Source organism: Georgenia satyanarayanai, from assembly GCF_900116375.1.
Classification (GTDB): Bacteria; Actinomycetota; Actinomycetes; order Actinomycetales; family Actinomycetaceae; genus Oceanitalea; species Oceanitalea nanhaiensis.
The window spans coordinates 343042-361717 of record NZ_UETB01000001.1 but is presented as its reverse complement, the minus strand read 5'-3'; the positions used below and the strand labels follow the sequence as shown (position 1 = coordinate 361717).

The window sequence follows — 18676 nt, the reverse complement described above, 5'->3', positions numbered from 1 at the left end:
GCTCCGGTGGCCATGCTGGCCGGACCTACTTGACCCCGAAGTCGAACGCCTCCTTGTGGAGGTTCCCGTACTTCTCCCGCAGGAAGTTGCCCGTGGTGGTCAACTGCGCCGGGACCCGGCTCTGCCGGCTCGCGTGCAGGGCCTCCGCCTGTCCGGCGAGGAGCTGGAGCTGCTCGGCGAGCTCCTCGTTCGGGGTGCGGCCGTTGGGCTGGCGGGTCTCCACCATGTTCGGCGGGATTGCGAGGTAGCCGCGTAGGACGCCGGGCAGGTACTCCCGCACCATGGCGTCCAGCTCGTACTCGAAGCGCGCGTCTCGGGACGGCTCACGGCGCTCCGCCTCGACGACGGCGCCCAGCGTGCGGAGCGTCCGCTGGAAGGTGACGTAGGCGTTCGAGGGAAGCCGCATCCGGCTCTGCTGACCGAGGGCGCCGACCCAGCTCAGCGCAGCAGCACGGCCATCCGTACCCTCGAGCGCGGCCTCCGGCGGCGGCGACGTCGTGACGAGCTCGTGCGACTCCGCCCCCGTGAACCGGTGCCACCACCGGCGCCGCGCCGGCAGCCACAGGTCGCGCAAGTGCCACGCACGGACGCCCGAGGCACCCATCGAGGCAAGGGCGAGCAGGCCACCGACGCCGATGACGTCGAGCGCGAAGATGCCCGCCGTGAACCCTGCCGCGTAGAGCAGGCCCTCGAGCACCACGCGCAGCTTCTTCTTCACGCCGCCGATGAGCAGCACGAGGTAGGCGAGCAGGGGGAAGAAGACGACGACGGCGCCGACCTTGATGACGTTGCCGAGGGTCAACCGCGACATGGTCAGCTCCTCACATCCGGGTCGGTGGTCGAGGCGTCGGAGGAGTGGCTGCGCTCGAGCTGCAGCCGGGCACGGCCGACCTGCCCCTCGAGCACCTCCACCGTCTGCTTGATCGACCGGGTGGCCTCGACCTTGTACCGGTCGATCTCGTCCATCGCCTGGAAGACGTTGTCGAAGGCCTGCTGGAGTTCGGCCGGGTCGACGGTGGCCTGCGCTGCCTGCTGGTGGACGGCGGCGCCCTGGGACCGCAGCAGCTCGGAGGTCGAGAGGATCATTTCCGACGTCGTCGAGTTGAGGGCCTCGATCTGCGCCAGCGTGATCTGCTGCTGCGCGAGTGCCTGCGACACGATCACGGCCACCCGCAGCGCGGCGATCGTGGTGTCGAGCGCGCGGTCCACTCCCTTGATGAGTTCGGTGTTGTTCTTCTTGACGACGTCGAGGGCGAGGTAGCCCTGGACGGAGACCGCCATCTGAGTCATGAGGTCCTGGTGGCGCTGGCGGACGTAGAAGAGCGCGTCGGTCTCGAGGGTGGTGGCGTCGTCCGTCTTGCCCTCGGTGCGGAGGGAGGCGATGCGCTGCTCGAGCCCGTCGCCGAGGTGGCGGGCGAGGACGGCGTAGTTGGCGAGCTGCCCGAGCGCGGCCCACAGGGCGTCGCGCTCGGTCTGGATGGCGGCGTTGTCCATGCGCAGCTCGTCCTGGCCGCCCTTGAGCGCCTTGGTGATGGCGTCGAGCTGATCCTGTGCGGACTCGTACTTGCGGAAGTACCGCTCGATCGCGTTGCCCTTGGGCAGGAACTTGAGGAGCCTTCTGCCGCCGGTGAGGTCGTGGCGCTTGGGGTCGAGGTCGGAGACGATCTGCCGCAGCTCAGCCAGGCTCGCTCCCGTTCTCGACGCCGGATCCGCACCGGACGCCGACGCTGCGGCAGCCGGCCGCTGAAGCATGCGGTTGGACGAGTCCCCCGCCTGACGCATCGTGTCCTCGCCAAGCTTGGTGAGCTGCGCGACCTTCGTCTGGAACTCAGGGCTGTGCAGCGGCGCGGCGAGCAGGTCGTCGAGGAACTCGCGGGCGGTGTCCGCGTGCTTCTGCTGCGTCTCCGCGTCCACGAGAATGACGCCGCCGACCTTCTCCGGCTCGCGCACCTCCACCTCAGCCGCCGGCGCAGGCGGCTCAAGCTGCAGCGGGTTCTCGACGGCGGGGGTCTGGTTCTGGCCAAGGTCGAGCGGGTTCGACATGCGGTGCACTCCTCGGGCGCTCGGGGTCTGCTCCGATTGTCTCAAAGTCGATCGCGAATGCGTCCACGAACAACCAACGCACTGTCGCGCGGTGCGAGGCCACGCCAGGGCCGACGTGGCCTCTTCGGAGCAACGCTGCGCGTCTGGGTCACGACAGGCAGCGTCACTACTGGCTAGCGCGCCGACGCCTCCATGGGTGTCTCAACCGTCGTTGCGTAGGGCTCCGCGGACTGAGCATCAGACGGAGGGGTGAAGTGCCTTCAGATGTCCGGCAGCCGCGAGGTCGGCTATACGACGCGAGACACCGGCTGCAACCGCGACGTCAGTAAGGAGCACCCCTGCTTCCAGGTGCCGTTCGACGGCAGCGATAGACAAGTTTGCACTGGTCACGAAAGTAAATCGCCCATCGATCACCAAGACTTTGGAATGCTGCAGGCCTGCCTGCTCCCCAACATGGTGGTGGTACCCGTACACGGTGGCCCGCGGCACCGCCCGGCGCAGCAGCTCCGCTGTAGCCCCCTGCATAACGACATCCACCACAAGCGTTATCGCTACCTTCCGCTGGGCCGCTCGGCGGAGCGCCTGAACGAACGGCGCACCTGGGGACCCTGAGTAGGTGGAAGCCAGAACACTCTCCTCAGCATCGTCTATGAGCCGGACGATGGCCTCGGTCGTCCGAACGGAGTCACCCTCAAGGAGCGGACCGCTCCAGACCACTACTGGAGGCTCGGGCCGGTCTTCTGCCGCCGTAGCGACCGCTCGGAGCGCGGCGGCGAGCGCGCGCGCGTTACCGAAGGAAGCTGCGACGGCGCCGAGCACGGGCTCAACCGACGCCGCGCGCTCGGGTGCTATCTCGCGCGCCGCGCGACGCGGCCGCCCGGTTGCCTCCAGGCTGGCCGCGACACGTCTCAATTCAGTAGGTGTCAGCAGTCCGACGAGCTCGGCGAGGTCGTCGGTCATCCGAGCGACACGACGTCGAGAAACCCATCGACCCCCTGGCCAGGAAACAGCGTTCGCAGGAGGCGCCGGTCGAGGAAGCGGTTAGCGTTCTCGCAGGACGTCTCCGAGTTGAAGACGCAGAAGTGACATGCGGCTCCGTGGAGGAAGTCCTCGTCAGGGCCGGGTGTGCGGTGCGAGCAGACGGGGTCGGACGAGCAGCGGGACGCCTTGTGCAACGCTCGCATGACGAGGTTTCCCAGTCTCTCCGGGTCAGAGAGCTCGACGAGGCCACCAAGGGTGCCCTCGCTGTCCGGCGACGTCGTGGAGATCAGGAAGCCAGCAGCAGCCTCGCGATCCTCGTCCGATCGCCATGCATAGATGCGCTCGGTCAGCGACGCGGACCCGTACCCGGAGTCCATCGCCATCTGGCGAATGAGCAGGTGAGCGAGCGTATGGACGGCCCAGAACCGCGGCGGCTCGAACCGCTCGGCCGCGTTCACGGGAGCGGACGCGCTTGTGCGACGCTTGACGTTGAGCTCGTGCGCACGCTCGTGCGCCTTCCAGAGCGACGTCGGGATGACGCGCTGCTCCCAGGGGCCCACGACATCCTCGCGGAGCCGGATGAACACCCCCTCGCCGTGGTCCTCGGTCGCCGGCACCCAGCGCGGGCGTCGCCGCGAGATTGGGGCGAGCCGAGCAATGTCGTCGATGCGATCGAACGAGTCGACACGTGTGAACCCGACGAAGGCGTTCACCTTCTTCAGCCGGTCGACCGCCGCAACGGTCCCAATCACCGGATCGAGCGCCGCGGGGGGCGCGACGTCCCGGATGCGGAAGTCGCTCTGCCGGGCGTGCTTCGCGAAGTCCTTGGGCCGGACGAGCGTGCGCCATTCGGGGAGCCTCAGCTCGACCGCCGTGTAGGGCGTGGTCCGCCCCGTGTCGGGCAGATTCCACTGCGCGAGCATCGTGATCGCCGCCATGACGACGTCGTCCGGCACGTCCGCGAAATCCAGGCCCGCGCTCTGCTGCACGAACGCTTTGAACATCGGGACCACGGCCTCCGAGGTGACCATCGCACGCTGCTCAGCGGGGACTCCCTGGAGGCGTGCGGCGACGTCGGTGACGGTGAGCTCGACGCTCTCCGGCACCACGAGGAGGCTCACGGTGGCGGGGAACCACTGATTCGCGGCGCCGAGCAGCATGAACCGCGTCTCGGCCTGGCACTTCTCGAAGGTTCCGAGATGGGGGTGTCGCCCTCGGCACCGAGGCATACGGTCGGCGCCGGCGGTCCCGGTGAGCTCGCGCATGGAGCGCCGCTCGTCGCACGTGACGCAGTGGATGTGGACCTCGGGGCCGAGGTTGCTGCGCCACTCGAGCATCCGCAGCTGTGTCCGGGGGTTCGGCATGCCCGCCATCTTCGAGCACGTCCACCCCGCGCCCTGGGCGCGGTGCACGTACGCCCAGTAGGGGAACTCGTCGAGGTGCCCGTCGAGGCACGCGACCAGGTATCGGGCGGGCACGGCCGGGCTGCGCCGCGGCTTGGCGGTGCCCTTGCGTCCGCGGCAGCCCTCGTGCTCGAAGCGTGCCTTGTCCGGCCGGCGCTTGATCGTGTTGACGAAGGTGAAGGTGCCACCCTGTCCGTCGAACGGCGCGACAATGTCACAGCCGGTGCACCGTAACCACCGGGGGAACACCGCGGCCGGCACGCCGATGGTGGAGTACCCGTCCGGCCCGGTCTCTTCGCGCGGGGGCCGACGCAGCTCGGTGACCTGGCGTCCGATCTGCGCCTTGACCGCCTCGACCAGGCGCGGTTCGGAGACCTGGAAGACCTTGCCGAGCCGCTGGTAGGCGAGCTCCCACGCGTCGAGTCCCTGCGGCATGACGGCGACGTGCGGCAGGTCGACCGTCGCGCCGATCCCTCCGGTGTACAGCAATGCCGTGGGACGCATGGAGCCGATGCGTCCGTAGTTCTTGGGTGCGACGTCCTCGGTGTGCGCGTACGGGTCGAGCACCGCGTTCTCAACGACGTAGGCAGTCTCTGCCGGGGTCTCGGGCGTCTCCTCTGTCACTGTCCCACCTCCAGGGGGAACTCCCAGGCTGGCGCGTCGACGGGTTCGACGTCGGTCACCTTGTCCTGCACGGAGCGCACCACGAGGTTGATCTCCGGCTGCACCTCCCGCATCGAGTTGGCGACGCGGAGGTAGGCGTCCTCGCCGAGGATCGTCTCGTCCTCGGGGCTCTTCAGCAGGCCCGGTGCACTACCTCGCTTGTCGTAGACCGTGGTGGGGTTGGCAGTGGCTCTCGCGTACCAGATCTCGAGGCGCCGCTGGAGCTTCTCCCGGATCGCGTCGACGAGCTCGTCGGCTCCGGCTGCCGCCGCCCGCTGCGCGATGACGTCGATGAGGTGCTCCACCGTGGCGTACCGGGAGGCGACGGCGCTGGCCCCGGTCTGCGGTGACAGGGAGGGCGACGCGGTCACGTCAAGCACCCGCGCGACGGAGACGAGGACGCCGGTGAGGCCGCGTTCGAGCGAGGAGTCCGAGAACGGCGTGACGGACAACGCCTCGACATGGGCGTAGAACGTCCGGTGGTCGTGCTCGAACTGCTCGTAGTGCGCCATGTCGCGCGGGCGCGCCCGGTTCGCGAGCGTGACGACCAACCCGGGGCGTGAGGCCACCCGCCCGACGCGTGACGACGCCTGGATGTACTCCGCCGTGTTCTTCGGCTGCCCGACGATGAGCATGAGCCCGAGGCGTCCGACGTCGACGCCCACCTGCAGCATCGACGTCGCGAGCACCACGTCGTACGGGCGGTCTCCGGGTCGGCCCGGCTCCTTCATCCCGTCGCGTGCGGCCTGGACCATGCGCGCGTGCGCGCTCGTGCTGTCGAAGTGCGGGTCGAACGTCACGGCGAGCCGGTCGAGCGTCGCGGTGATCTCCGTCGAAGAGATGCGGGACGTGAGCTCGCCGACCTCGAGCCCGAACCGTCCGCGCGGGGCGTAGCCGCTCGTGCGGTCCGGGTTGGTGATCCGTGTCGTGACGTCGTCGTCGAGATACCGCCGCATGCCGGCGAGCTCGCGGGTCGCCGAGAAGTAGCCGACGAGGGTCATGTACGGGTCGGCCGCCTCGCCGTGCTCGTCGAGGAGACGCTGGCCCGCGAGGAGGAGGATCTCCGACACGCGGATCTCGGCGAGCGTCAGGCGTGCGCCGTGCGCGCACACCCCGACGTAGCGCCGGCCGGGACTCTTCTCGCTGATCGCGACCTCGGCCGAGAAGTACGTGTCGCGCACGTCGAGCACCTGGGGCGGGAAAATCTCGACGCCACGCCCGTAGAGCCGGCGCACCTGCCCGAGCGCGTTGCGGCTGGTCGCCGTCGACGCGACGACCAGGGGCCGGATGGCGGCCGCGGTCGCGGCGTCAGGTCCGTACTGCCAGCTGCAGAGCGTGTCGACGGCGACCTCGAACAGCCCGACAGCGGTGCCGAGCGCGCCCGTGATGAGGTGCAGCTCGTCCTGGATGATGAGGTCCGGCGGGCGTAGGCGGCCGACCGCTGTGACGGTGACCTTGGGGGCAGAGCCCTTGCGGTTGTGGCTCGTGCGGTTGCACACCTCGTCCGGGGTATCCGGGTGGACGTAGCCGTGACGAGGGCACCGCTGCGCGACATGGCCGAAGAGGTGCGCCGTCTGCCCCTCACGAGCGATCCGCGCGAACTTGTCGACGGTCGCGAGGAGGTACGTGGGCGGGTGCCGGTAGATCTCCTCATCCGTGGTGAGCACGGGGAGGCCGTCCTCGACGAGCCCGCCCTCGGCGAACGGGCACTCGGTGCCGAGCTTGGCCCCGCAGTGGACGAGGACGCGTCGGCGCACGTCGTCGTACCGGATGTGCTGCTTGGGGCTGATCCGCGAACCGCACCAGGGGCAGCGCTGCAGCTGCAAGACCGTGACGCCGTACGCCTTCCCGTCGGCGCCCCGCGCGTCCTCCACCTGCGCACGCGCCTCGGTGACGGACTTGGGGCTAACGCTGGTCCCCACCCACAGGCCGATGCGGAAGGGCTCGGTGCCCCAGGTTTCGGGGTCGCGGCGCCGCTCGAGCTCCGCCGCGCAGACGAGCGCCGTGGCGCGCTGGAACTGTTGCGTCGTGAGCAGTCGCAACGTGTAGCGCATGAGGACCGCGACGCCGTCACGACCGTCGAGGGGGCCGTCCGGGGAGGGGACCTCGCCCTGGAGTCGCCGCATCGCGAAGGCGAACGCGGCGAGCCCGAGATACGCCTCGGTCTTACCGCCACCAGTGGGGAAGAAGAGCAGCTCGGCCTGCGCGGCGTCCCCGCTGCGCAGCGGGGACGCCGGGTCGGCGAGGCTGCGGAGCTGCATGAGGATGAACCCAAGCTGAAACGGCCGCCACGATGCTCGCGCAAGCTCGTCCTTCGCCATGACCTGATCCGTCGCCTCGGCGATGGTCACGTCAGCGCTCTCGGACCGGAGCTGCGCGACCTGGCTGTGGACGCGCTGGTCCGCCATGACCCGGTTCATGAACTGGAAGGCGCGGAACACGTCGGGGTCGGCCAAGAGTGCGAGACCGGCCTGCAAGCGGTCGGCCACACCCTCGGCGTCCTCGACCGCCTCGTCCGCGATCTCCTGCAAGTGGGCCGGGAGGTCGGCGACCTCGTCGCGCCGATTGACCAGCCATGAGCAGTAGCCGTCCACCATCGGACGGAGGCCGGCAACGACGGCCTCGAGCGGGGCGCTGCCGAGGCGATCCATCGACACAACGGCGCCAGGGACGGCGGGCGCCACCGTCTGCGGCACCTCGGCGGTCGGCAACCAGGTGGTGCGGACCCGGTGCGCGCGGCGCGCGCCCTCCACGAGGTCGCGGACCCACTCGCCGTCCGTCGTCTCGGGATCAGCGCATGTCCACGTGGCCGAGCACGTACGGCCGACCGCGAACTCGAGGCGATCCCGGTAGAGCAGCTCAAGGCGCTGCTCCTCGCTGTCGAGACCGGGTGCGAGCGCGTTTAGCGGATCGTGGATGGGCAGGAACGCTGCCGACCCGTCGGCGGCCACGACCTCGAGCTCGGCCTGGAAGAGCCACAGCTTGGGGGGCAGGGCGCCATCCGTGATGCGGCGATTCTGCAGGGCCACCTCGGCGACGAGCGTCTCCCCGTCTCCCGCAAGGACGTCCACACTCACCGACACCTGTACCGCGCCGTTCTCGACCAGCACGGGCTCGTCGATCACCGCACCGGCGGTGATGCGGTCCGAGGTCAGGACGACGCGGTGCTCGTGCGGCGTGCGGTCGTACAGTGTCCGCACCCGACCATTGTCGTCAGCCTCACGACGCGGTACGTACGTGCCCCACCGCGCGATGAGCACGAGACCCGGTTCCCCCGCACTCACGCGGAAGCGCAGACCCATCGACGACGGCGCGATGAGCTGGGACGCGGGCCCTCGGTCCTCCGACTCCTCCGGGGTGCCGCTGTCGGAGATCTCCCCGTCGTCGACCTCGGGGACGCCGTCGGTGCCGCGTCCGTCGGGAACGGGAATCGCGTCGTCTCCTGATCGAAGGTCAGCGATCTCGTCCGTCACCAGGATCTGGTCCGGTGCTGTGGGATGACCGGTCCCCTCGACCTTCACAGGCGCCAGGGCACCCGCGAGGTACCTTCCGCGAGGGTTGCCGATGACCGTCTCAGCGGGACCGCCCCACGGCCCAACCAGATCCGCCGCCAGGAGCCGGTGCACTCCGTCCCGAACGTGTCTCGACGATGTCACGCGCGCGCCCTCGCTCTCATGCTACCGGATAAGGCTCCGGCGATCTCAGATTGGCCGGAGCCGCCCGCACGTTGCTGGTTCTCCTCGAGCAATCTGTCGAGTATTTCGACGCGGGCGGCTGGGTCGATTGTGAATCTCTGCGCCTGCCGGTACGAATGGAAACCGTGACGGAGCTGCACGTCATGCCATCCGTATGCATCGAGCACAGCCTCGTCGAGCGCCACATGAATATCTCGAAGATGCCGAACATCCGGGTCACCAACGACTTCCGGATCATTCACGCGATTGTACAGCTTTGTGAAACCAAGCCCCCTCCTCTTCATTAGGCTTCGAACCTCACCATCAAGAACTCGACCAGATTCCTCGAGGGCTGACGTGGAAACGGGCCTCGGAAAGCTCTCAAAGACGTCCGAAGGGGTGTAACGCGCGACAGTTCCGAGAGTCGACCCGTAGGCGATCGCCCAGATCTGGTGGAATGACGACGAGAGAACGGCTTGGATACCAAAGTCGTCAGTGGCAAAAACGACAGTCGCGTCGCTACAAACCTGCCCAGTAGGAACCCTTGCAGGCATAACGACCTTACCGACCCTCGCAATAACGAGAATCTCCGAAAGTGTGGCAATTTCTCGGTACAAGCGGGGCCGCTTATCTGCGTATATCCACCATCGCTCAGGCAACGGCTTTCGGAGAACGAAGGACCCATCGGGATTCCGGCGGGTACGCTCGGGCATCACCCGATCGCGAATCCAAGCGTACGGAGCCTTATACGTCGCCGCGCGCTCTTCTGACCAGTCGAAGAAGTTGATCACCCAACGCGACGCTGCCATATCGGGGCGCGAATTGAGATCTTCCCCGTTGAGGTACGGAAAGACGACGTCACGGTTGCGCGGGTCGGCCGCGAACATGGCGGTCGCCTCCTCGCCTGTGAGGACGAAGCCCTTCCCAAGGACATAACTCCCAACGAACGCGATACCAGCATTCTCCGCCAAACGCACGGGCGCCCCTTCTGCCCGCCCCTGCGGCTCGAGAAGGGTCGACACCGCGCGGACCGGATTCCCGTCGGAGACACGCTCAGCGGCGGCGTCGAGGGGTGCTCGGCTACCCCACACCCCGGCGTACTCCAGATTGGCGCTGCGCGCCGGCCACGGCGCACTCTGGATGGCGCGCCGCAACGTGAGACCGCCCTCTGCGAGCCGGTCCAGGCCGACCTCACGGGTGTCACCTTGCGCAATGGTGTTGGTCGCGATCAGGCCGAGCTGCCCCCTCTCGGGATGGAGGAGGCCAAACCCTCGCAGGAAGAAGTAGGCGACGAGGTCGGCGCTCCCCCTCGTCCCACCGGCGATCTGATGGACGAACCAGTCGCGCACATTGTCACCCATCGCTCCGGTGAGCTTCTTGCCTCCGAGGAACGGCGGGTTGCCTACCACGGCATCAAACCCACCGTGCCCGAACATCACGTCGGGGACCTCAAGGATCCAGTGCAACGGCCGCCACTTGTTGTAGTCGGTCGGAACCATCGGAGTCAGGCCACGCTCGATGATTCCCGTCAACGCTGCATCGTCACCGAGCGAGGCCCGCATGAGGGCGAGCGACAGGTTCTCGTAAGTGGCATCAGTTAGCTTCCCAGGCTTGCCGCCGACCGCCAGCCCCGCGGCCACGATCCCGTCGGCGACGGTCCGGAGCTCCTCCAGCTGCTGGTCGAGCTGCCTCATGAGCTGCCGCTTGGCGTGCGTCGTCCGCATCGCGTCGCCGTCGGACACGGCCGTGGCGAGCTGCCCGCGGATCTCGGTCGCGCGCTGGATGGCGAGGTCGACGTCCACCGTGAAGCCCGGGTTTCGCAGGCGGGCAGGCGACGGGTCGATGTGGAGCCCGCGCAGCTGCCGGAGCTCCGTCAGACCGAGCAGTGAGTTGCCGCGGAAGATCTTGTCGTCGACGAAGGAGAAGGGCTTGTCCCGGTCGAGCGACACCAGCCACAGGGAGAGCTTGCACATCTCGACAGCCATGGGGTTGATGTCCGCACCGTAGAGGCAGTGCGCGACGATCTCCCGCCGGGCTTCGATCTCCCGTCGGCGTCGCTGCTCGGCGCTGACGTCCTCGCGGGTGATGCCCTCGGCGTCCCACGCTTCGAGCAGCTTCCCGCCGAGGTAGCGGGCGGCAGCGACGAGGAAGGCCCCGGAGCCCACGGCGATGTCCGCGACCTTGAGGTCGAGGATCTGCGATGACGGGATGAGCTTCCACTCGCTCGTGTCCGCCGTCTGCAGCGGCCCCGGCTGGTACACGAGCGGCTCGAGGGCGTGGAGGACGACCTCCTCCGCGAGCGCCCGCGGCGTGTAGTGCGTCCCGGAGTTGGCGCGGGACCGGGTCTCGACGACAACGAGCCCACCACCGAGCACGACGTAGGGCAGCCCGCGCAGGTCGCGGCGGATCAGGTGGATGTACCCGACGAGCTCGTCGAGCAAGCCCGTGTCCCGTACGACGGGGCGCAGCACCCGCCGGCCCTCGTCCTGCGCCTCGACGGTGCCGCTGGTCTCGTACGCCTTGGCGATCTGACGGACCGTGCCCGCGCGCGCACCGGGCTGGTCCTCTTTGAGCCAGGCGACCAGCGCCGCTGCGAAAGCGGCGGGGTCCTCGCCCGCGTCGTCGGACAGCTGGTGCAGCACCTCGAGCGGGATCTCCGGCTCGGCGCCGTCCTGCGGGCCCGACAATCCGATGATCGTCTCGTCGGGCTCGGTGAACCGGGCGGAGTACCCGAGCAGACCCTCGTAGACGTAGCCGATCTGCTCGACGTCGAGGTCCCGGAAGGAGACCGCTCGCGCCTCGTTCCCGATGCGTACCTGCTGGACGGCACGCAGCACGTGCAGCATCACGCGGTCGTCGACCACCACCCGGAGACGCCCGGTCGTGGGGTCGGTGGCGAGCAGCCACGCGAAGCGCTCAGGGTCGAACAGCGATCCGCCGTACGCCGGCATGCGCAGGTCCTCGAACGTCGCGCCCTCGTACAGCGCGCTGCTCGTCGCGAGCAAGCGGTGCCACGTGTCGAACGCCCCCTCAAGCAGTTCCTCACCGTCCGCGGCGACGGCAGCGCGTCGGCGGGCGTCGAGGCGTTCCCCGACGTCCGAGATCGCGTAGGCGTCGCGATACAGCACGCTGTCGGGGAGGAGCTCATTCGCCTCCGCGAACAGCAGGAAGACGACGCGCATCATGACCGTCACGGCCGCGTCGTAGGCGACGTGTCCATCCTCCGGGAGCGGCGACGTCTCCCCTGCTGCGAGCGCGTGGAGGTGCGACTCCGAGAACGACTGCACCAACAGCTCGACGGCCGCGCGGACCTGCTGGCCGAGCTGGTCGGTGATTTCCTCGGTGCTGGCGACCGAGTCACGCAGCAGCGCGGGCAGGCGGCGTTCGGGTGCCCCGCCCGCCACGGAGGTGAGTCGCGCCAGCGCCCAGAAGGCCGCTCTGAGGTCGGGCTCCTCCCGGAAGAGTGCACCGTCAAATGTGCCAGAACCCACCGCCCCCTGGTCACTGATCCACACGAGGGCCCACCAACGGCCGTCGGTCACGAGGGCCACAGGGATGCCGCTCAAACCGCTGGACCGGCTCGCACGGAGGAGCGCGGCGCCTCGGTCGATCGCGGTGGCCGTCCATCCGTCAGCCCCCGGTGCCGCGAGGTCATCGGTCGGGTCGACTACCAGCAGCAGCGCTTCGTCCTCCTCAGCGGTCCGGAGGACCGCCGTCGGGCGCACGGAGCGCTCACCGTCCAGCGACACTGCCTGCAGGTCCGGCGACGCCTCGACGATGTACCCGTCCCACTCCAACACCTGGCGGGTCATCGTCGTCACCCAGGCGTCACGCTCGGTGAGGTACGCGGCGGTCGCGGAGTCGTCTCGTGCCGACCGCACCCACGTGGTCCAGGCCCGCTCCCACAGGCGGAAGCCCTCCGTGAACGACTCACCCACCTGGTCGACAGTCGCGTCTGGGCGGGGCAGACCGTCGCGGTACTGCGCCTTGACCGCCGGGCGCGCGAGGAACGGCCCGTCGACGACGACGAGGTCGAGCCACGCGAAGACGTCGTCCGGCCGCCTCGGCCGGTATCCGGGTCGCGGGCTCATGCGAAGCTCCCCTCGGCGTCGGCGGGCGTCAGTGCGAACACGAGCGCCCCGGTCAGTGCGTGGTGCTGCGACTCCTCGTACCGGGAATCGACAGCGTGTCGTTCCCGGTCCAGCTCGTCATCGAGAACGTCCAGCCGGCGTCGCACCTCCTCGATGTCGCGACGCCGTTGCCGCGCGGACCCCTCCAGCTCGAAGAGCGACTCCTCGACCTCCCGGGCTGCCCGCTCCATCGCGGCGACGGACCTCTGGAGTGTCTCCCGGAAGCGCGCGAAGGTGCCCTCGACCCGTTCGAGGTCGGCCTCACGACGATCCCGGAGCGCCTCCTCCAGCTCGCCGAGCCGCCGGGCGGCCCGGACCTCGACCGCACGCTCCACGCGTGCACGGAGCGCGTCCTCCGCGCTCTCGTTCCACCGAGCCGCGAGCGCGCGCAACACCTCGGGCCGCGGCGAGCGCAGGTCGTGCCCGTCGAGCGTCGTGGCGAGGAGGTCCTCCGAGAGCTCCTCACCGAGGTCCTGGCGTCGTCGCAGCCGGGTCCCTGCGAGGAAGACCTCCTCGTGCAGGCGGACACCGCTGCCACCGACCAGCACCAGACGCGCGACGGCCGCTGCGAACGAGTCCCGGAGCCCGGGTACGACGACCGCGGTCACGCGTTGGACGGACGGGTGCGGTGACCACAGCTCCTGACGGAGCGCCCGGGTCGCCAACCGGACGAGCGGGTGGCCGAGGTGAGCGTGCACGAGGTCCTGGCGTCCGCGACCCGCCTCCTCGTCGAAAGTCAGGTGCCGACGCTCGGAGGTGAGCGGGTCGTCCAGGTCCTGCACCGCGAGCGCCCAGGTACGTGCCATCGCCGTCGGCGTGGCGAAGACGGGGGCGTCGGTGTCGACGTCCCCGACGCGCTCCAGGGTCGGCTGCCCTGCGAGGCTCAGAGCCGTGTCGACCACCCGGTGGACGTTCGCGGGGTGCAGGTGCAGCCGCTGGCGGACGTCGTCGAGACCCTCGGTGATGCGGGTGAGCTCGGCGGACATCCGGCGATCACCCGCCAGCATGTCGGTCACCGCGCGAGCCGACTCGTCGCGAGCCGGCCGGGCTGCCCGCCGACGACGCCCCATGAGCTCCTCCTCGAGGTCCGGCGCCAGGACGTCGTTCGCCGAGCCGAGGTCGGTGCGCACCCGCTGCATCTTGTCCAGCAGCCGCCGCAGGAGGTCGACGTCACGGTCCAGCGCGGACCGCCCGCTGACCGGTGCGAAGTGCCACGCCACGGGCGTCTCCGTCTGCCCGTAACGGTCGATGCGGCCGATGCGCTGCTCGAGCCGATTGGGGTTGAACGGCACGTCGAAGTTCACGAGCCGGTGGCAGTAGCGCTGCAGATCGATTCCCTCGCCGGCGGCGTCGGTCGCCAGCAGGACCCGCACCGGGTGCTCCGACGGGTCGGCATTGAAGCGCAGACGGATGTCCTCGCGCTCGTCGGCCGGCGTCTGCCCGTGGATGACGGCGAGTCGGTCGGAGTCGTAGCCAGCGGTGCGCAGGACGCGCTCGATCCACTCGAGGGTGTCCACGTACTCCGTGAATACGACGACACGCTCGTTGGACCACGTCCCCGTCGGGCGGATCTCCCCCTCGAGGAGCCTCACCAGCTCAGTCAGTCGGGAGTCCGGCCGCGCCTCGTAGCTACGGCCCCAGGCGATGAGGGCTTCGAGGTCCGCCACGTCCTGGGGCGGGAGATCCTCGAGCACGCGGCGACTGTCGGTGAGCGCACCGAGCTCGGGCTGGGCGGTACGGCCCTCCTCCTCGTCGGGCGCGGCATCACCCCACAGGTCGTCGAACTCCGGCAGGTCGGGCTCGCGACCGTCACGACGCGCTTCGAGGTAGGCGGCGGCCGTCCGCGCGAAGGCCCAGGGCGATGACAGGAACCGCTTCTTGAGCAGCAGCGCCGAGATGTCAGCGGCACGCGCTGGTGCGCCCGCAGCCGCGCGTCGTCGCCTATTGAGCAGCGCGGTCAACCGGTCGTACATCTCCGCTTCGTCGTCCGCGGCCTCGACGGGCAGCGGCCGCACCTGCCGCTGCCGGAAACGATCGCCCGGCACGTCGGACTTCAACCGCCGTACCGCAACCTCGGCGAGCGCCGTCCGATCGATCTGGGCACCACGGGCGAATCGGTGCTCGTCGATCATCTCCAGCAGCGCGGTGAACGACTCCTCGTACCCGTTGTGCGGGGTGGCGGACAGGAAGAGCCGGTGCTCGCACCGCCGCGCGAGGTCGCGCACGGCGGCCGTCCGCTGCGAGTCGACCGCGTAACCGCGACGGCCGGCCGCCTGCTGCGGCGCCGAAGGGGCCACGTGGTGCGCCTCGTCCACCACGAGCACGTCGAAGACCCGACCATCACGCCCGGTCCGCCGGGCGGCGCCGAACGCCGACTGCAGCATGCGCTGGGCACGAGGACCGGGGAGCCACGACATCGATACGATCACGCGGGGGAAGAGCACGAACGGGTTGGCGTGCACCCCGTACCGGCGGCGCACGTCCTTCATTGTCTCCGAGCTCACGACCTCGAAGGACAACCCGAACTTCTCGAGCATCTCGTCGCGCCACTTCAGCACCAAGCCCGCTGGGCACACGACGACAACAGAGCGAGCCCGGTGCCGCAGGAGTAGCTCCTGGATCACGAGGCCGGCCTCGATCGTCTTGCCGAGGCCCACGTCGTCGGCGAGGAGCAGGTTCGTCCGCGGGGCCGAGAGCGCCCGCCGGAGCGGCTCCAGCTGGTACGGCTCGACGGCGGCACCAGACCGGAAGGGGGCCTGATAGGTCCCCGGGTCGGCGGAGGTGACCGCCCCCCAGCGCAGCGCATCGACGAACGCCGCGAGCGTGCCCGGGTGGTCGAAGCGGTCCGGGTCGATCTGTCGCGGGAGACCGCGTTCCGTGACGGCTGCGCGTCCGGGCTCGATCTCCCAGACGACCCGCAACTCATCCCCCGCGGCGTCCTCACCCATCGCCTGGAGAGTGACGGCATGCTGGATCTCGGTGACGTCGTCGTCCGCGGACGAACGCGGAAGGGCCTGCGCGGCAACGTCCGTCACCACCCACTGAGCGCCTCGGACATGCACCATCTGGCCGGCTTCAGGGAGCTGCGTCTGCACTTATGCCCTTCCTCACGTTTGGGCCACCATAACGCCCGGGTTCCGACTGGCATCCACGTCGACACATCGGCGCGTCGCGACCGATCACAGCTCGCGGCATGCTGAGGACATGCAGTCTTCTGGACCAGGAGCACACCCCGGAGCGTCGAGTCCGGCAGTCTCCCGCCGGATGGCTGCACTGCGGCGCCGCGACAACGGTCCCGAGACAGCGATCAGACAACGTCTCCATGCCATGGGTCTCAGGTACCGCGTTGCGTGGCCGGTGCCTGGTCAACGGCGCCGGACCATCGACATCGCGTTCACCCGGAAACGCGTGGCCGTGTACATCGACGGGTGCTTCTGGCACGGCTGCCCGCAGCACGGGACGCTTCCCCGGTCCAACGCCGACTGGTGGCGGGACAAACTGGCGGCAAATCGGGCGCGCGATGCCTCGGCCAACGCACAACTGGAGAAACTTGGATGGAAGGTGCTGCGATTCTGGGAACACGAGGCGCCCGACACGGTCGCACGGCACATCTACGAGGTGGTGCGACCGGAAGACATGTGATCAACGTGCGCGTCCAAGGCGGCCATGAAAGCCCCCTCGTAGCGCAGGTTGCTCCTGAGCAGGCGATCACGAAAGCCCTTGGTGGCACGAAGAGATAGCGGCTCGGAGCCGTGGCGGGCCAGGAGAGAGCCGAGCTCCTGCAAGTCTTCAGTACGGGGTAGTCGTGGAAAGTCCGAAACTTCGACGCGCCATCGTCTACCGTCAGGGGTTCCGTACGCAGCCGTGGGCCATCGGTCCCCGTCGACCAGGAGGACGCCACCCTCCATCGGCTCCGTGAGACCCTCACGCTGGGCGAGCCGCTCGCCCAGCCAACGGGCAACCGGGACACTCACTGCGTTTCCCATCAGTTTCCACCGGTCGCGCTCGGGAGCCAGAGCTGTCCACCCCGGGGAGAAGCCTTGCAGCACCTCGGCTGCTTCGATCGAAGGGCGCACGATCTGCCATCCGACTTCCTTCTGCGGGAGCCATACAGCGGGCGGACTCGCGACTCTCACGGTCGTACCACCCTTGAGCGTAGGCGTCGCCCCAACCGCCCAACCGACGCCCCTGTTGCCCTCCGTCCACGAGAAGCCGAATGCACGGGCGACGTCAGGCGAGGGGGCTGAACCGCTGTCCTCGCCCAGGAGTATACGAGCCGGGTCCTGCACCCGTGAGGCGAGCAGAAACACTCGACGCCGACGCTGGGCGAGCCCCGTGAACCTGCTGTCGACGACCCTATACGCCCACGTATATCCCGCGGCTTCGAAGTTGTCGATGATGCGACCCATCGCCGCACCGCGGCCAAGGTGCAACATGTTCGGAACGTTCTCCAGGAGCACCCAGTCGGGACGGTGCCCGGCGACCTTCTCCAGCACGCCGATGACGAGGCCCGAATTGACCCCGTCCAGTCCGCTGGTACGCCCGGCCTGACTGAGGTCCGTGCATGGGAAGCCTGCCGTGACGAGCGACGCACCACCGAAATCATCGAGGCTGGTCACATCGTCCTTGACCTCAACTTCGGGGAACCTGTCCCGGAGCACCGCCCGCGCGGGTTCCCATCGCTCACAGAACCACGTGGTATGGGAAACGCCTGCGGCCGTGAGGCCCAACTCGATACCCGCGATCCCGCTGAACAACGAAGCGGTGGTGAGCGGTGTCCCCTGAGAGATAGTCACGGACGCCGGAGCTCAGGGAACGCGGTCTCGATGATCTCGAGCAGTTCGCGTGCCCTCTCGACATCGAGTTGAAGACTCTGGCTGGATTTCGGCCGGCTAGCTCTCTCGTCAGAGCCGAAGGTCGTGAGATGTAGGAGGCGACGCCCATCTCCTTCGACGACACGGTACTCACAGTCGACCTCAGTCGGATGGGGACGGATGTCCTGCTCCGATGGAGAGAAAGCCCTGATACGCGCCACGCCTACATCCTCCAGACACCGTGATCCTGAGTCCATCATGACCAAGGTGGTGTTGCCCTCACGACCACCCCGCGCTCCCACCGGCCCACGGCCCGAACGTTACCTTTCAACAGAGCCCTGTCGGGAGACAGGCAAGGAGTGGTGCACGCGGTAACCAAGTACCAGTGCCCCGCATCCGTGGTCGTCGCCCCGCTACCGCCACCGTCGGTGGCGGTTCTCAGCTTCCATTCATCCGTACGACCTTCGGGGTGGCTGCTGTCCGCCAGGCGTCACCGTGGGCGGTGGCGACACTCCCGCTCCGCTCCGCGCGGCCGCCGGGCTGCTCGCTGAGCTCCGGTTGAGACGTTCCCGTCGCAGTCTGCAGCGGTACAGCGGGGCCTTAGGCAGGGACGGCCCCGGTACCACCGAGAGATCGTGCACGGCTGACGACGGTTCAGCACCGCCTCGCCTACGCGGGCGTCACGCTCGACTGAAGAACAGGGGCGCAGCGCTAGGCGTGCTTCAGATGAGCGTCCAGTTCGCGCGAACCCCGCGACCAGAGCTCGGCTGCAACCGCCCCGCTTTCCTCAGATTCGTGGCAGCCCACCGCAGGTCGTACTGCCAGGTGTAGAAGAGGTCGCCGGACTCACGCAGCTGATCCTCATGGTTGTGCCAGACCTGTCGGGACACCTCCAACACGCCTGCGGTACCGCCGAGCTGCTCGAGCGCTTCTACCACCCAGTCCATGAGATCCGTCTTGGCTGCCAT

The 18676-nt window shown here is 68.8% G+C and carries 10 protein-coding genes; 1 reads left to right on the top strand and 9 read right to left on the bottom strand.

The genetic code is table 11. The features are described from left to right. Positions 1 to 25: 25 nt before the first annotated feature. The 7 genes from DSZ44_RS01580 to drmD form a co-directional block, all read right to left on the bottom strand. On the bottom strand, positions 26 to 811 hold the full coding sequence (locus DSZ44_RS01580) for a hypothetical protein (RefSeq protein ID WP_110850823.1): 786 nt from the start codon (positions 809 to 811) through the stop codon (positions 26 to 28). 2 nt (positions 812 to 813) lie between these two features. Further along, positions 814 to 2043 carry a toxic anion resistance protein gene (locus DSZ44_RS01575; RefSeq protein WP_110850822.1) on the bottom strand — a complete coding sequence of 410 codons (1230 nt, stop codon included), beginning with the start codon at positions 2041 to 2043 and terminating at the stop codon, positions 814 to 816. A gap of 237 nt (positions 2044 to 2280) precedes the next feature. Next, on the bottom strand, positions 2281 to 3003 hold the full coding sequence (gene drmC, locus DSZ44_RS01570) for a DISARM system phospholipase D-like protein DrmC (protein ID WP_110850821.1): 723 nt from the start codon (positions 3001 to 3003) through the stop codon (positions 2281 to 2283). Further along, positions 3000 to 5051 carry an MrfA Zn-binding domain-containing protein gene (drmB, locus tag DSZ44_RS01565; RefSeq protein WP_220035056.1) on the bottom strand — a complete coding sequence of 684 codons (2052 nt, stop codon included), beginning with the start codon at positions 5049 to 5051 and terminating at the stop codon, positions 3000 to 3002. Before drmB ends, drmC begins: the two co-directional genes overlap by 4 nt. Further along, positions 5048 to 8716: a DISARM system helicase DrmA gene (gene drmA, locus DSZ44_RS01560; RefSeq protein WP_258369138.1), complete on the bottom strand. Its 3669-nt coding sequence runs from the start codon at positions 8714 to 8716 to the stop codon at positions 5048 to 5050. The genes drmB and drmA overlap by 4 nt, the downstream gene beginning before the upstream one ends. A 26-nt stretch (positions 8717 to 8742) precedes the next feature. Continuing rightward, entirely contained in the window at positions 8743 to 12855 is a 4113-nt protein-coding gene (locus DSZ44_RS01555) for an Eco57I restriction-modification methylase domain-containing protein (RefSeq protein WP_110850819.1), read from the bottom strand. After that, the gene (gene drmD / locus DSZ44_RS01550; protein ID WP_502530275.1) at positions 12852 to 15932 is read right to left on the bottom strand and encodes a DISARM system SNF2-like helicase DrmD; all 3081 of its coding nucleotides are present in this window, start codon (positions 15930 to 15932) and stop codon (positions 12852 to 12854) included. Before drmD ends, DSZ44_RS01555 begins: the two co-directional genes overlap by 4 nt. A gap of 226 nt (positions 15933 to 16158) precedes the next feature. Here drmD and DSZ44_RS01545 point away from each other — a divergent pair, with 226 nt between their 5' ends. After that, positions 16159 to 16536 carry a very short patch repair endonuclease gene (locus DSZ44_RS01545; RefSeq protein ID WP_220035055.1) on the top strand — a complete coding sequence of 126 codons (378 nt, stop codon included), beginning with the start codon at positions 16159 to 16161 and terminating at the stop codon, positions 16534 to 16536. Here DSZ44_RS01545 and DSZ44_RS01540 read toward each other — a convergent pair. Then, on the bottom strand, positions 16506 to 17690 hold the full coding sequence (locus tag DSZ44_RS01540; RefSeq protein WP_258369136.1) for a DNA cytosine methyltransferase: 1185 nt from the start codon (positions 17688 to 17690) through the stop codon (positions 16506 to 16508). The two genes, DSZ44_RS01545 and DSZ44_RS01540, sit on opposite strands and share 31 nt — an antisense overlap. A gap of 740 nt (positions 17691 to 18430) precedes the next feature. Continuing rightward, entirely contained in the window at positions 18431 to 18676 is a 246-nt protein-coding gene (locus DSZ44_RS01530) for a hypothetical protein (RefSeq protein ID WP_110851296.1), read from the bottom strand.